Raw genomic sequence first — 13,774 nt, 5'->3', positions numbered from 1 at the left:
CGAGTGTCCACCGATTCCTCCTACCTTCTCTAACGGGTCGAGTACTGCCGACCCGGCGCCGGCACGGCCCGCGCCACGATGCCGCCGCCGTTCGGCGCCGCGGTCGTGTGAAGTTACTTCCGGAGGAGAACAGGTGAACCTCAAGCGCAATGGCGCCCTGCTCGGTGTTGTGGCCGCGGGAGCCCTCACGCTCGCTGCGTGCGGTAGCGACAACAACGCCGGATCGGTAGACGTCGACGCGTCCGCGTCCGCCGCGGCCTGCGACGGCAAGTCCAACCTCTCGGGTGCGGGCTCGTCGGCGCAGAAGAACGCGATGGACCAGTTCGTCTCCACCTACATCGCCGTGTGCTCCGAGAAGGACGCGACCGTCAACATCGCGTACAACCCCACCGGTTCGGGTGACGGCCGCACGCAGTTCATCGCGAACCAGATCGACTTCGCCGGTTCGGACTCGGCCATCAAGGACGAGCAGGCAGCGCAGGCCGCCGAGCGTTGCGCCGGAAACCCGGCATGGAACCTGCCCCTGGTCTTCGGCCCGGTCGCGCTGGCCTACAACGTCGAGGGTGTCGACGATCTCGTGCTCGACGCCGAGACCGCCGCCAAGATCTTCAACGGCTCGATCACCAAGTGGAACGATCCGGCCATCGCTGCGCTCAACGAGGGTGCCGCGCTGCCGGACGCGAACATCACCCCGATCGTCCGCTCCGACTCGTCGGGCACGACGGACAACTTCCAGCAGTACCTGGAGACCGCCTCGAACGGTGCCTGGACCAGCGGGGCCGGTTCCGACTTCACCGGTGGTGTCGGTGAGGGCGCGAAGGGCTCGGCGGGTGTCGCGCAGGCCGTCTCCGGTTCGCCCAACTCGATCACCTACGTCGAGAAGTCCTTCGCGGACCAGAACAACCTGAGCATCGCGAAGATCGACAACGGCTCCGGCCCGGTCGACCTGAACGAGGAGACCGCCGGTAAGGCCATCGCGGGTGCCGAGTTCGTGCCGTCCTCCGAGGGTGACCTCACCCTCGACCTGTCGTCGATCTTCGGCAGCACCGAGGAAGGTGCGTACCCGCTCGTGCTGGCCACCTACGAGATCGTGTGCTCCGGCGGCTACGATGCCGACACCGCGGCCGCCGTCAAGTCGTTCCTGATCTCCGCTGCCAACGAGGGCCAGGAAGGTCTGTCCGAGCAGGGCTACGTCCCGCTGCCCGACGCCTTCAAGAGCCGCCTCACCGAGTCGATCGACGCCATCGCCGCCGGATGACCGAGAGACCGCCCGGTCCCGAGTGACCGAGCGATCATCGACCCGCCCGTTCCTGACGAATACGCTGAGAAGGATTGCGAGCGCACATGAGTGACGCGCACAACACGTCGGTTCCCATCGCGGCCGACGAACCGACCCGCTCAGGAACGGGCGGTGTCACCGGCATCACGGAGGACACGATCAGCACCCCATCCCCATCCCCGGACCAGGCACGCAAGACCGTCGTGCGGCCGGGAGACCGAATCTTCAGCTCACTGGCATCGGGCTCCGCCGTCCTGATCTCGGTGATCATCGGCGCGATCGCGGTCTTCCTGGTCTGGCGCGCCGTCCCGGCCCTGCAGCGCAACCAGGTCAACTTCCTCACCAGCCGCGAGTGGATCACGCAGGACATCGCCGACATGGCGTTCGGTGTCCTCGATCTGTTCCAGGTGACGGTGCTCGTCTCGTTCTTCGCGCTGTTCCTCGCCATGCCCGTTGCTCTGGGCATCGCGATCTTCCTCACCTCCTACTGCCCCGATCGGCTCCGGAAACCGCTGGCGTACGTCATCGATCTGCTCGCCGCGGTCCCCTCGATCGTCTACGGCCTGTGGGGGATGCTCGTCCTCGCCCCGTTCCTACGCCCCGTGGCGGAATGGCTCAACACCAATCTCGGCTGGTTTCCGCTGTTCGCCACAGGCAGCGGCTCCATCGTGGGCGGCGGAACGATCTTCACCGCCGGCATCGTCCTCGCCGTGATGATCCTGCCGACGATCGCCGCGGTCAGCCGCGAGGTGTTCGTCCAGACCCCGGTGGCCCACATCGAAGGCGCTCTCGCGCTCGGAGCGACCCGCTGGGAGGTCGTGCGGACGACCGTCATCCCGTTCGGCAAGTCCGGCTACATCAGCGGATCTATGCTCGGCCTCGGCCGCGCGCTCGGCGAGACGATGGCGCTGTACCTCATCCTGCGCACCACCTCGCAGGCGTTCTCCTGGTCGCTGTTCGACGGCGGCGCGACGATCGCATCCAAGATCGCGCTCGGCTACGCCGAATTCAACAACGACATCCAGGCGGGTGCGTACATCGCCGCCGGCCTCGTGCTCTTCGTGCTCACCTTCGTGGTCAACGCCGCCGCGCGCATGATCGTCGCAGGAAAGAAGGACTGATCCATGTCGACCACCACGCTCACCTCTCCGGTCAAGACCCCGGCCTTCCAGCGTGTCAGCGGACGTCGCCGCGCGAAGGACACCGCAGCCACGGTGCTCGTCACCCTCTCGGTCGTCGTCGCGCTGATCCCGCTCGCCTGGGTGCTGATCACGGTCGTCGCCAAGGGTCTTCCCGCGCTCGTGTCGCCGACCTGGTTCACGCACTCGCTGAGCGGACTGACGTCCTCGTCGATGGGCGGCGGCGTCTACCACGCTCTGGTCGGCACCCTCCTGCAGGGACTCGTGTGTGCGATCATCTCGATCCCACTCGGCGTCTTCGTGGCGATCTACCTCGTCGAGTACGCCGGCAAGTCCCGGCTCGGCCGGATCACGACGTTCATGGTCGACATCCTCAGCGGTGTCCCCTCGATCGTCGCGGCGCTGTTCATCTACGCCCTGTGGGTGTCGACCTTCGGCATGCCGAAGTCGGGTTTCGCGGTCTCGCTCTCGCTCGTGCTGCTCATGGTTCCGGTGGTCGTGCGCAGCACGGAGGAGATGCTCCGCATCGTCCCGCAGGATCTGCGCGAGGCGTCCTACGCCCTCGGTGTGCCCAAATGGAAGACCATCGCGCGCATCGTGCTCCCCACCTCGCTCGCCGGCATCATCACCGGCATCATGCTCGCCCTCGCCCGCGTCATGGGTGAGACGGCGCCGCTGCTGATCCTCGTCGGCTACGCGCCCTTCATCAACTTCGGACTGTTCGGCGGCGAGCAGGGCACCCTCCCGGGCGTCATGGTCGCCGAGATGAACAACCCCACCGCCGCCGGTTCGCAGCGCATCTGGGGTGCCGCACTCACCCTGATCCTGGTCATCGCGATCCTCAACATCGCCGCCAAGTTGATCAGCCGGTACTCGCAGGTCGGCAAGAAGTAGTCCGCAGACTTTTTCTCACATCGATACACCAGTAGGGAGCCGGTAATGGCCAAACGTCTGGACCTCAAGGACGTCAACATCTACTACGGCAAGTTCCACGCCGTGGCCGACGTGACCCTGTCCGTGCCGCCGCGGAGCGTGACCGCCTTCATCGGCCCGTCCGGTTGCGGCAAGTCCACCGTGCTGCGGTCGCTCAACCGCATGCACGAGGTGACCCCCGGCGCCTATGTCGAGGGCTCGGTCCTCCTCGACGGTGAGGACATCTACGATCCGAACGTCGACCCGGTCGGCGTCCGCAAGACGATCGGCATGGTCTTCCAGCGGCCCAACCCGTTCCCCACGATGTCGATCCGCGACAATGTCGTGGCCGGCCTCAAGCTGCAGGGTGTGCGCGACAAGAAGACGCTCGACGAGATCGCCGAGAAGTCGCTGCGCGGCGCCAACCTGTGGAACGAGGTCAAGGACCGCCTCGACAAGCCGGGCGGCGGCCTGTCCGGCGGTCAGCAGCAGCGTCTGTGCATCGCCCGCGCGATCGCGGTGCAGCCCGACGTGCTGCTCATGGACGAACCGTGCTCGGCGCTCGACCCGATCTCGACGCTGGCCATCGAAGACCTGATCGGTGAGCTGAAGAAGGACTTCACCATCGTCATCGTCACGCACAACATGCAGCAGGCTGCGCGCGTGAGCGACCAGACGGCGTTCTTCAACCTCGAGGCGACGGGCCGCCCCGGCGGTCTGGTGGAGATCGACGACACCGAGAAGATCTTCTCCAATCCCAGCAAGAAGGCCACCGAGGACTACATCTCGGGCCGTTTCGGCTGAGCCTGCCCCGACGTGCGAGACCCCGACCGGATTCGTCCGGTCGGGGTCTCGTCGGTTCGGAAGGTCGGTGACTCGAAGGTCAGTGACTCTCGGGGTAGACGGTCAGGCTGTCGACCTTCTCGACGAGCTGACGGATCTCCTCCTCGGTGGGGAGCTTGCCGGTCACGAGGAAGATCACCCGGCGACCCACCTCGACGGCGTGATCGGCGAAGCGCTCGTAGTAGCGGCCGAGCAGGGTGACGTCGACGGCCGCGGCGACGCCGTGCTCCCATTCGCGGTCCATGAGAACGGTGAACAGGTGACGATGCAGGTCGTCCATCGCCTCGTCCTCGTGGTGGAGGCGGGCGGCACGGGCGGGATCGCGGGTCTCGAGGATCTCGCGGGTCGCGGCACCGAGAGCCACCGCGATCCGTCCCATCTCGGCGAAGTACCCCTTCACCTCGTCCGGGAGCACATGATTGGGGTGACGCCGGCGGGTCGCCTTCGCGATGTGCAGTGCGAGCGCACCCATGCGATCGATGTCGGCCACGATCTGGATCCCGCTGACCACGGCACGCAGGTCACCGGCGACCGGACCCTGCAGCGCGAGAAGCTGGAACGCCTTCTCCTCGCAGATCGCGCCGAGTTCGGTGATCTTCTCGTGCTCGTCGATCACCTGCTCGGCGAGAGCGAGATCGGCTTCGAGAAGAGCTCTGGTGGACCGCTCCATCGCGGTTCCGGCGAGTCCGGCCATCTCCCCGAGGAGATCGCCGAGCTCGCCCATCTGTTCGTTGTAGACGACGCGCATAATGGCACAGCCTACGACCTCGACCGGTCCGAACGGCGAGCATCGTATGAACCGCAGGTGAACGGCATCGGCCGAACAGTGGCCTCTACGTGCACAGATCGTCGGCGGCGTTGGTGATCGCGAGATCCGCGGGAAGCTCCACCGACGACTCCGACCGGGTCTGGATCTTCATCGGGGCGAGCGGTGTGCCTGCCGGGGTCGGAGCGACGACGGTGCCGTCGAAGCTGGTGCCCAGGACGATCTCCACGATGCTGCCGAGCTGGGCGGACGGGGGAGCTTCCTGTAGGACCGCCCCGGGGAAGGCCGAGGCGACGGTCGCGGCATCGGCTTCCTGCCCCGCACCGAAGCGGATCACGGTCTGGGTGCTCGTGCCCGAGGCGTAGTTGCCGATCGAGTACACGGGGAAACCGTAGGCGGCGACGGTTTCCGCGGTCCGGTTCGCCAGGCCGGAGACACCGGAGGCATTCGAGACCTGCACCGACACCGACGAGGGATCGACGGCGAGCTGTGCCGGCAGAGGTTCGGCGGGTGCGGGTGCGGTCTCCTCCGGCACGTCCTCGCGTTTCTCACCCGGCAGGGGCAGGTCGTCGATGATGGCGGTGAAGATCGCCTCGATGTCGTCCGTCCGGGGAATCTCGTTGCCCCAGTCGTTGGTGCCGGCGGTGGGGATGGTGAGGAAGGACACCGCGCCGGCCTCGACGTTCTGCATCGAACGCCCGAGTTTGACGAGCGACTCGGTGTTGACGTTCTCGACGAAGGTCGCGCGGGTGAAGGCGCCGATGAACCCGTTGAGCTTCCCGGGATCGAGCAACACCTTGTTCGACAATGTCGAACGCAGCAGCGACGACAGGAACTTCTGCTGTCGGCTGATCCGGCCGTAGTCGCTGTTGCCCTCCGAATCGATCTTGCGGGCGCGGACGTAGTCGAGTGCGCGTTTCCCGTCGAGCGTATGGGTGCCGGGTGTCTCGATGAGGGGACCGAGCTCGTTGTCGATCAACGGTATGGGGGTACACACCTCGACCCCACCGATCTCGTCGACCATGGATTCGAAGCCGGCGAAGTCGATGCCCACGAAATGACCGATCTTCAACCCGGAGATCTTCTGGATCACCTTGACCAGACACTTCGGCCCGCCGAGCGCGTACGTCGCGTTGAGCTTGTCGCCTTCGGCGGCCGGATACAGTTCGGAATCGTAGTCGCCGGTCGCGCTGTCCCATCCGCGGCATACCGGGCGTTCCACGTCCAGATCGCGGGGGAACGACACCGCGACCACGCGGCTGCGATCCGCGGGGATGTTGACGAGGATGACGGTGTCGGCACGAGCGCCCTCGGCGTCGTCGACGGTTCCGGCTCCGATCGCACCGCTGGCGCCGGCGCGGGTGTCGGTGCCCACGATCAGGTAGGTCTCGTCGCCCGTCTGGCCGATCGGGTCGACGATGTCGTCCGATTCGGTGTCCAGTGCGGCGATCTGGGAGAAGCCGGCCTCCGTGGAACGGACGTATCCCCACACCGCACCGTTGCCCAGCAGCGCCAGGACCGAGACGAAGGCCACTGCCGCTCGCACTGCGAACCGGAGGCGTTTCCGCTTGCGTTGCTTGCTCTGAGCGAGACGGCCGAGGGTGCCACTACCCACCGGTCGGGGCAGCGCGGGGTTGTGTGCCTTCGCGTCGTCCTCGATGGGCGGACGGTCGTCCCCGGAAGGAACCGCGTCGATCTTGACGGTCGGCTGTTCGTCCACGACCGGCGGTTTCTGTCGAGGAGGTGGTGACTGCGACGCGCCGACGGGAGGTGCCGGTCGCGACTCCGCCTGAGGCACTGCCCGCGACTCCGCCTGAGGCACCGCTCGCGACTCCGCCTGAGGCACCGCTCGCGGTGGTGGCGCCGGGGCCGCGTGGGACGGAGGGCCGGTCATACGATCCGGTGCCTGGGCGCGCGGCGGGACGGGATTCTCCGGTGGCCGGGGACGGGACGGTCCCGGTGGCACTGGGGGCGGTGCCGGCGGTGCACCCGCTGCCGGCGGTGCCGGCGGTGCCGGCGGTGCGCCCGCGGTCGGCGGTGCCGAAGGGGCCGGCGGCATCGGAGGGTGGGGGTCGGGCCGTGCAGGAGGGCTCGTCGGTGTCGAGCGGGTCGGCGGCGTCACCGGGGGAGGCGTTCTTCGCGGGAGCACCGCCCGTCCGGATTCGTCCTCGGATGCCACGTACCGGGAAGGCTCGGGGCCGCGAGGATGTGCCGGAGGCAGCGACGATGTGGACGTGCTCGGCGGATCCGGCCGGGGAGGGGGATCGGATCGTCGCCCCACCTTGTCGAGCAGTTCGGCGACGGTGAGCTGTTCCGGGTCGTCCGAATCCGCGGCCCGGCGATTGCGTGCACCCTCGTGGCGACCGGAGTCGGGGTCGGGCTCGTCGGAGCGGTGCACCCCACCTGCGCGGCTGCGTCTGCCCGGACGGGCTTCGCGGTAGGTGCTGTCGGCTATCGGTCGTTCCCAGGGAGCGCGAGGATCCGGAGATCCTGTCTCGTGCTCCTCGTCCACCGATACCTGCTCCTTCTGCGGTCGCGCCGCATCGTCATCCGTCGTCGTCCACCCGATCGCTCAGCGGCGACCGTCGCGAGGACTCCGCAATGATACTGATCGCCGGTCGCATGTGACCGTGACGCGGGTGTGACGCACGACATCCGTGGGTCGATCCGCGAATCCGTCCAGGACAGTCCCCGAGGAAGGACTCATCCTCCCGAGTGCATCATGTCGGCGCCCTCGGGCACGCAGGTGTCCTCCGGGTCGTCGAGCCAGCCGTCGGGGAGCGCGACGCTGCTCGGGGAACCCTGACGTCCCCGCGGGCCTTCGGCATCGGCGGGGAACGGCACGTCGTGGTCGAGTTTGCCCAGCAGATCGTCGAGTTCGGCGAGCGTCGACACCCGGGCGAGCCCGTTACGGATCTCCGACCCGGCCGGGAATCCGCGCAGATACCAGGCGATGTGCTTGCGCATGTCGCGCAGGCCGCGGTCCTCACCGTGATGGTCGGCGAGCAGTTCGGCATGCCGGCGCATGATCTGCGTCACCTCACCGAGATTCGGTGGGGTGGGAATCGGGCGACCGCCGAGCGCGGCACTGAGTTCGGCGAACAGCCAGGGGCGCCCGAGGCAGCCGCGACCGACGACCACGCCGTCGCAACCGGTCTGGGCCATCATCTTCTCCGCATCGGAGGCGTCGAAGATGTCGCCGTTGCCGAGCACGGGTACGCCGGTGACGTGTTCCTTCAACCGCGCGATCTCGTCCCAGTCGGCCGCTCCCGAATACCGTTGCGCTGCGGTCCGGGCATGGAGGGCCACGGCTGCTGCTCCCTCGGCGGCCGCGATGCGACCGGCGTCGAGGTGAGTGTGGTGTTCGTCGTCGATCCCGATGCGGAACTTGACCGTGACCGGGACGTTCGTGCCCTCCGTGGCGCGGACGGCAGCCGCGACGATCTGCCCGAACAGCCTGCGCTTGTAGGGGAGGGCGGATCCTCCGCCCTTGCGGGTCACCTTGGGGACCGGGCACCCGAAGTTCATGTCGATGTGGTCGGCGAGGTTCTCGTCGACGATCATCTTCGCCGCGGCGTAGGTCGTGTCGGGGTCGACGGTGTACAGCTGCAGCGACCGCGGTGTCTCGGTGGGACCGAAGGTCGTCATGTGCATGGTGACCGGGTGCCGCTCGACGAGGGCGCGTGCGGTGACCATCTCGCACACGTACAGACCCGACGTGCTGCCGGCCCGTTCGAGTTCGAGTTCGCGGCACAGCGTACGGAATGCGACGTTCGTCACTCCCGCCATGGGCGCCAGCACGACCGGGCTGTTCAGTTCGATCGAGCCGATACGGAGGGAAGACATGGGTACCTCTGGAAACCGTTGTGTGACAAAGAAATAGCGTGCCCGTTCGTGGAGGACCGCGGAAGCGACTGTGCCCGGCTCCGAAATCGGCGCCGGGCACAGGATAACCTCCGTCGCGATCGGGCGTCGGCGCCCGTACGGGACTCAGGCGTTCGCGCCCACCTTCTCGCGCTTCGCGGCCTCCCGGGCGAGGGAGCGGTCGCGCATCTCCTCGAACCGGCCCGCCTGGCGTTCCAGCTCCTCGAGGAAGGTGCCGAGCTTGTCGAGATCGCGCTGTGCCTCGCTGCCGAGATCGCGCTCGAAGATCCTCCACTTGCGGAGTACCGGCATCACGACGTCGTCGAGGTGCTGACGCAGGTCGTAGATGCCGTGCTTGGCCATGAGCACGCCGTTGCGACGGAAATTCGGCATACCGGCGCCCGGCATCTGGAAGTTCTCGAGCACCTCGACGATCGCCGCCAGCGTCTGGGCCGGTGCGACGTCGATCGCCGCGTCGCAGATGTTCCGGTAGAAGATCATGTGCAGGTTCTCGTCGGCGGCGATGCGCTGGAGCATCTTGTCGGCGATCGAGTCGTCGCAGGCATGTCCGGTGTTGCGGTGCGACACACGGGTCGCGAGCTCCTGGAAGGTCACGTAGGCGACCGAGTGGAGCATGCCGGTGGAGTTGGGGGACGCGAAGCCGTTCGTCATGTGCTCCATGCGGGCGTTCTCGAGCGCGACGGGATCGACGCCACGCGTGACGACCAGATAGTCGCGCATGACGATGCCGTGGCGGTTCTCCTCCGCCGTCCACCGGCCGACCCAGGTGCCCCAGGCACCGTCGCGGGAGAAGCTTTCGGCGATCTCGCGATGGTAGGAGGGCAGGTTGTCCTCGGTGAGGAGGTTGGTGATCATGGCTGCCTTGGCGACCTCGCCGAGTTTCGACTGCTCGGGCTCCCAGTCGACACCGCCCATCGCGGCGAAGTTGCGGCCCTCGTCCCACGGGACGTAGTCGTGCGGATGCCAGTCCTTCGCCATCGAGAGGTGCCGGTTGAGGTTGGCTTCGGCTACAGGCTCCAGTTCGCGCAGCAACTCCAGTTGAGTCAGGACTCGCGTCATACTCTTCTACCCCTCACATCGTGTCCGTGTACTCCGCCGGCATACGGAGAAGGGGAGCCCGGCCGATCATCCGATCGTCGCCGCTGCATGCGGCCGCACCGTGCAGTGGCCCCCCACATCGCCCGGATCACGGTACAGGTCCGGAACGCTCGAGGACAGTACCGTCCCGCTCGTGCTGCATCACAGAGAAGAGCGGAACGTGTTGTTCCAGAGGCTCTCAGCGCTTGCCGCCGCCGAGAAGTCCACCGAGGAGTCCGCCGAGACCACCACCCGAATTGCCACCGAGCACACTGCCGAGGACGTCGCCGAGACCGCCGCCGGCCGGGGCCGAACCGCCGCCGGCGTTCTTCAGCAGACCTCCGAGGAGATCGGCGAGACCGCCACCCTGCGAGGTGCTCGCGGAGTTCGCTTCCGCACCACCGCCGATCTGCTTGGCGAGATAGGACAGCACGATGGGAGCGATGATCGGGAGTACCTTGGCGATCAGATCGTTCCCGCCCGCACCGTTCACGGAGCCGAGGGTCGAGATCACCTGCTCCTTGTTGTCGCCGAAGACGTTGGAGACGATCCTGTCGCCGTCCTCGGTGTCGATCCCGTCGACGTCGACGTCACCCTCGGCCAGGCTCGAGTCGGAGTGCTTGCCCAGCGCCGAGAGCAGCGACGCCGCCCCCGTCGCGTTCCGGGCGTTGGCGTCGAGACCGCCGACGAGGGTGGGGAGCGCCGCACGGACGGCTGTCTCCGCCGTCGCTGTGTCGACGCCGAGTCGCTGCGCCACCTGCGCGACCGGGATACGGGACATCAGTTCGTCGAGACTTGCCATCGTTCCTGCCTTGACTTGTGGGTGTCCCGAAGCGGTCACCCGGTGCGGAGAGCGTATCGGGACCGGCCCCGCCGCAGGGGGAGGCTCGGTCCGGGGAAGCTCAATCCAGGGAGGCGCGACTCGTCGAGGAGCGACGCAGTGCGACGAGGCAGCACAGGAGCGCGACGAGCGTGCCGCTGAACAGGAGGACGGTCCCGTTCTGATTGGTCAGCGTCGTGCTGCGGTTGAGTTCGACGTACTCACCGTGGGTCTGGAACAGACGAGTCCAGAACACCACCGCCGTGGCGACGCCGATCAGCGTCCCGGCCCACCCGACCGCCACCGAGTCGAACAGCGCGGCCGCGAGCAGGAGCGCTGCGGCCACCACGAGTGGGACCGCGAGGGACTCGTACAACGGCAGACCCGGGACCGCGACACTCGCGAGGTCGCCGGCGGGGAAGCCGTCGCGCAACGCCACCAGGGGAATCTCGGTGGGACGTATTCCGCCCACCACGGGTAACACCGATCCGATTCCCAGAGCGACAGCGGCCAGGAACAGGCCCAGATCCACGAAACTGCGCATGTCCCTCCCCGGACGGCGAACGTTCGATTACCCCTGCGGCTCACCGTATACAAAGTCGGGCAACCGTACCGGGTGAAATTCGCAGTGCGAAGGGACCTGCGGTGAAAGCGGTGGTCCGTAGGCTGACATGCGTACGGCAGGTACGCACGTACCGATCGGCGAGGAAGGTTCCGGATGACGAACAGCGATGTCGAGACCGTTTCGCGGAAGGGGTTGCCGCCGTGGGCCAGGAAGGTCATCACGGTGGTCGTGGCAGCGATCGTGCTCGTGATCGCTTATTACGCGTCGGCGGCGTTCGTTCCACGCTGGTGGGCGCAGCGGATCGCCGGGCTCGCGGACGGCGGATTCACACGGGGAGTGCTGTGGGGTCTGCTCTTCGGCATCCTCTGCACGGCGATCCCGATCTCGTTGCTCGCGTGGATCTGGCAGGTCCGTAACTGGAGATACCACCGCGGACTGCAGATCACTCTCGGCGTGCTCGCGCTGGTGGTCGCTCTGCCGAACCTCATGACCTTGGCGGTCGTGCTGGGCACCGGCAACGGCGCGCACGCCGGGGAGCGGATCCTCGACGTGGACGCTCCGGGTTTCCGCGGCGCCACGCTGATCGGGGCGATCCTCGGAGCGCTGGCCGCGATGGTGTTCGTCGTCGCGCTCACCCGCTACCGCAAGCGCGGACGCGACCTGAAGCAGGCCCGCACGGATCTCGAACAACGCCGGATCGAACAGGAGCGACTCGAAGCGCGCCGCGATGCGGGGAAGGAACTCGGACGGAGCGCCGACGACGTCCCGCCCGGATCGCACCGCGTGTAACGGGGAACCATCCCTCGGAACGACGAACGCCGGCGTCGCGTACGACGCCGGCGTTGCCGGTGCCCCCAGTAGGGCTCGAACCTACGACCTGCGGATTAAAAGTCCGTAGCTCTACCAACTGAGCTATAGGGGCATGGGCGCACAGTGTAACCACATTGCTCGTCCCCGTACCGCTCGGGAACCACACTGCATCCTCACTGCGCGGTCGATGATATCGGACATCGCGTGGTGTGGGTGCCGCCTGTGAAGGAACGACAACGGCTCGGGTGCTCACCCCCTGCTCCGCACCCGAGCCGGACAAAGCGTACCACCCGGTGTGTTCTCTGAAAACCCCGATCTCGCCGGTGTGAAGTTCCTCATTTCACTCGGTCGAACACGACCCGTGGGCGGGATCGCGGGGGCAGACTAGAGTTGTCTCGTGGGGGAACAGAGGAACGTGGAAGGCTGAATTTCCCCATGCCCCGTCAACAGGAGCGTGCTCGTCGTACGCGAGCTGCGATCGTCCGATCGGCAGCCACCGAATTTGCGCGGCGAGGCTTCGCTGCAGCATCGATCAACGCAATCCTCGAGCAGTCGAACGCGACCAAGGGTGCGATGTACTTCCACTTCGCCTCCAAGGAGGATCTGGCCCGGGCCGTCCTCGACGAGGGACTCGAGCGCTACCGCGCGATCGTCGCCGAGTGGATGGACGTACCCGGTCTCGATCCGTTCGAACGACTGCACGGACTCGTCGGCGATCTCGGTGCGGCCCTGCACGACGATGTGGTCATCGCTGCGGAGTTCCGTCTCGTCACCGAACCCGAGTTCGCGGAAGAGGTCAGGTTGCGGGGCAGTGTCGTGTGGGGACGGGCCGGCTACGAACTGGCACGCGAGGCGCAGGAGAAAGGCTTGTTCCGGCCCGATGTAGATCTTCGTCGTTTCGTCGCGGCGATCGCGTCGTCGCTCGCCGGTCAGCGCTATCTCGCCGACCTCACGGCACCGGACACCGACGTCCGTGCGCGCTTCGAGTCCTGTGTGGAGGTGCCGCTCGAGGCGATGGCCTCGGAGGAGTGGCTCGAGCGCTGGCGGGAGAAGGGGTGGCCGAGTAGGTCCGGCAACGACGAATAGGCCGGTTGACCTGCTGATTTGTGAATCAGGAATGCCGTGGCATAAGCTGTCCAAGCTCCCAACGGAACGCCAAACCCGTTGAGGGTGCGGTTCGGAGAAATCCGATCGGGCCCCCTTCGTCTAGCGGCCTAGGACGCCGCCCTTTCAAGGCGGTAGCGCGGGTTCGAATCCCGTAGGGGGTACGCTTCGACTTCGTCGAAGTGTGCAGTATCTTGGTGTGAGAAGTGAATATGTATGGCCCTGTGGCGCAGTTGGTTAGCGCGCCGCCCTGTCACGGCGGAGGTCGCGGGTTCGAGTCCCGTCAGGGTCGCTCCTAGATATACGATCGGCATTCGGTTCGGGTGCCATCCGGCCAGGTAGCTCAGTTGGTACGAGCGTCCGCCTGAAAAGCGGAAGGTCGCCGGTTCGATCCCGGCCCTGGCCACCACGGTTGTCCGGCAAACAACCATCAATTTCACAAGACCCGACCCACCGGATACGGTGGGTCATGCTATGGGAACCGAAGGTTCCTCATGGCCCTGTGGCGCAGTTGGTTAGCGCGCCGCCCTGTCACGGCGGAGGTCGCGGGTTCGAGTCCCGTCAGGGTCGCTCC

At 66.9% G+C, this 13,774-nt stretch carries 12 protein-coding genes and 5 tRNA genes; 10 read left to right on the top strand and 7 right to left on the bottom strand.

Features of this window, described 5'->3' with window-relative positions; all coding sequences use genetic code 11:
- Positions 1–133: 133 nt before the first annotated feature.
- The 4 genes from pstS (at position 134) to pstB (ending at position 4,134) form a co-directional block, all read left to right on the top strand.
- The gene (gene pstS, locus EQ874_RS14265; protein ID WP_064064545.1) at positions 134–1,258 is read left to right on the top strand and encodes a phosphate ABC transporter substrate-binding protein PstS; all 1,125 of its coding nucleotides are present in this window, start codon (positions 134–136) and stop codon (positions 1,256–1,258) included.
- Positions 1,259–1,344: 86 nt separating this feature from the next.
- Positions 1,345–2,400 carry a phosphate ABC transporter permease subunit PstC gene (pstC, locus tag EQ874_RS14260; protein ID WP_129977169.1) on the top strand — a complete coding sequence of 352 codons (1,056 nt, stop codon included), beginning with the start codon at positions 1,345–1,347 and terminating at the stop codon, positions 2,398–2,400.
- Between the two features lie 3 nt (positions 2,401–2,403).
- Positions 2,404–3,312 carry a phosphate ABC transporter permease PstA gene (gene pstA / locus EQ874_RS14255; RefSeq protein WP_064064544.1) on the top strand — a complete coding sequence of 303 codons (909 nt, stop codon included), beginning with the start codon at positions 2,404–2,406 and terminating at the stop codon, positions 3,310–3,312.
- A 45-nt stretch (positions 3,313–3,357) separates the two neighbouring features.
- Positions 3,358–4,134 carry a phosphate ABC transporter ATP-binding protein PstB gene (gene pstB, locus EQ874_RS14250; RefSeq protein ID WP_016932744.1) on the top strand — a complete coding sequence of 259 codons (777 nt, stop codon included), beginning with the start codon at positions 3,358–3,360 and terminating at the stop codon, positions 4,132–4,134.
- Positions 4,135–4,213: 79 nt separating this feature from the next.
- Here the strand turns inward: pstB and phoU are convergent, their stop codons facing one another.
- The 6 genes from phoU to EQ874_RS14220 all read right to left on the bottom strand — a co-directional run bounded on the left by phoU (position 4,214) and on the right by EQ874_RS14220 (position 11,265).
- Entirely contained in the window at positions 4,214–4,921 is a 708-nt protein-coding gene (gene phoU / locus EQ874_RS14245; RefSeq protein WP_016932743.1) for a phosphate signaling complex protein PhoU, read from the bottom strand.
- An 85-nt stretch (positions 4,922–5,006) separates the two neighbouring features.
- Positions 5,007–6,833, bottom strand: a complete 1,827-nt coding sequence (locus EQ874_RS14240; RefSeq protein ID WP_207213547.1) for an LCP family protein — start codon at positions 6,831–6,833, stop codon at positions 5,007–5,009.
- Positions 6,834–7,642: 809 nt separating this feature from the next.
- On the bottom strand, positions 7,643–8,785 hold the full coding sequence (gene dusB / locus EQ874_RS14235; protein WP_064064007.1) for a tRNA dihydrouridine synthase DusB: 1,143 nt from the start codon (positions 8,783–8,785) through the stop codon (positions 7,643–7,645).
- A 144-nt stretch (positions 8,786–8,929) separates the two neighbouring features.
- Entirely contained in the window at positions 8,930–9,883 is a 954-nt protein-coding gene (locus EQ874_RS14230; RefSeq protein WP_129977168.1) for an acyl-ACP desaturase, read from the bottom strand.
- A 217-nt stretch (positions 9,884–10,100) separates the two neighbouring features.
- A complete protein-coding gene (locus tag EQ874_RS14225; RefSeq protein WP_064064005.1) occupies positions 10,101–10,703 on the bottom strand; it encodes a DUF937 domain-containing protein in 603 nt (200 codons plus the stop codon).
- A 100-nt stretch (positions 10,704–10,803) separates the two neighbouring features.
- Positions 10,804–11,265, bottom strand: coding sequence for a hypothetical protein (locus EQ874_RS14220; protein WP_064064004.1), 462 nt, complete (start codon positions 11,263–11,265; stop codon positions 10,804–10,806).
- A 174-nt stretch (positions 11,266–11,439) separates the two neighbouring features.
- Between EQ874_RS14220 and EQ874_RS14215 the strand changes: the two genes are divergently transcribed.
- Entirely contained in the window at positions 11,440–12,075 is a 636-nt protein-coding gene (locus tag EQ874_RS14215) for a hypothetical protein (RefSeq protein ID WP_064064003.1), read from the top strand.
- A gap of 60 nt (positions 12,076–12,135) precedes the next feature.
- Here EQ874_RS14215 and EQ874_RS14210 read toward each other — a convergent pair.
- Positions 12,136–12,208 (bottom strand) — tRNA-Lys (locus tag EQ874_RS14210).
- A 323-nt stretch (positions 12,209–12,531) separates the two neighbouring features.
- On the opposite strand from EQ874_RS14210, the gene EQ874_RS14205 reads away from it, so the two are divergent.
- From EQ874_RS14205 to EQ874_RS14185, 5 genes are all read left to right on the top strand, one after another.
- Positions 12,532–13,182 (top strand): TetR/AcrR family transcriptional regulator, encoded by a 651-nt coding sequence (locus tag EQ874_RS14205; RefSeq protein WP_016932276.1) that lies wholly within the window; start codon positions 12,532–12,534, stop codon positions 13,180–13,182.
- Positions 13,183–13,291: 109 nt separating this feature from the next.
- Positions 13,292–13,364 (top strand) — tRNA-Glu (locus tag EQ874_RS14200).
- A gap of 54 nt (positions 13,365–13,418) precedes the next feature.
- Positions 13,419–13,492, top strand: a tRNA-Asp gene (locus tag EQ874_RS14195).
- 40 nt (positions 13,493–13,532) lie between these two features.
- Positions 13,533–13,609: transfer RNA gene (locus EQ874_RS14190), tRNA-Phe, on the top strand.
- 87 nt (positions 13,610–13,696) lie between these two features.
- Positions 13,697–13,770: transfer RNA gene (locus EQ874_RS14185), tRNA-Asp, on the top strand.
- Positions 13,771–13,774: the final 4 nt, after the last annotated feature.

The organism is Rhodococcus sp. Q1 (assembly GCF_004153645.1).
Classification (GTDB): Bacteria; Actinomycetota; Actinomycetes; order Mycobacteriales; family Mycobacteriaceae; genus Rhodococcus; species Rhodococcus gordoniae.
This window is presented reverse-complemented; position numbering and strand designations above follow the sequence as displayed.

Excerpts from the sequence above, each read along its gene's own strand:
- EQ874_RS14230 (WP_129977168.1), bottom strand. The coding sequence starts at position 9,883 with ATGACGCGAGTCCTGACTCAACTGGAGTTGCTGCGCGAACTGGAGCCT.
- EQ874_RS14205 (WP_016932276.1), top strand. The coding sequence starts at position 12,532 with ATGCCCCGTCAACAGGAGCGTGCTCGTCGTACGCGAGCTGCGATCGTC.
- dusB (WP_064064007.1), bottom strand. The coding sequence starts at position 8,785 with ATGTCTTCCCTCCGTATCGGCTCGATCGAACTGAACAGCCCGGTCGTG.
- pstA (WP_064064544.1), top strand. The coding sequence starts at position 2,404 with ATGTCGACCACCACGCTCACCTCTCCGGTCAAGACCCCGGCCTTCCAG.
- pstC (WP_129977169.1), top strand. The coding sequence starts at position 1,345 with ATGAGTGACGCGCACAACACGTCGGTTCCCATCGCGGCCGACGAACCG.
- EQ874_RS14240 (WP_207213547.1), bottom strand. The coding sequence starts at position 6,833 with ATGACCGGCCCTCCGTCCCACGCGGCCCCGGCGCCACCACCGCGAGCG.
- EQ874_RS14220 (WP_064064004.1), bottom strand. The coding sequence starts at position 11,265 with ATGCGCAGTTTCGTGGATCTGGGCCTGTTCCTGGCCGCTGTCGCTCTG.
- pstB (WP_016932744.1), top strand. The coding sequence starts at position 3,358 with ATGGCCAAACGTCTGGACCTCAAGGACGTCAACATCTACTACGGCAAG.
- EQ874_RS14225 (WP_064064005.1), bottom strand. The coding sequence starts at position 10,703 with ATGGCAAGTCTCGACGAACTGATGTCCCGTATCCCGGTCGCGCAGGTG.
- EQ874_RS14215 (WP_064064003.1), top strand. The coding sequence starts at position 11,440 with ATGACGAACAGCGATGTCGAGACCGTTTCGCGGAAGGGGTTGCCGCCG.
- phoU (WP_016932743.1), bottom strand. The coding sequence starts at position 4,921 with ATGCGCGTCGTCTACAACGAACAGATGGGCGAGCTCGGCGATCTCCTC.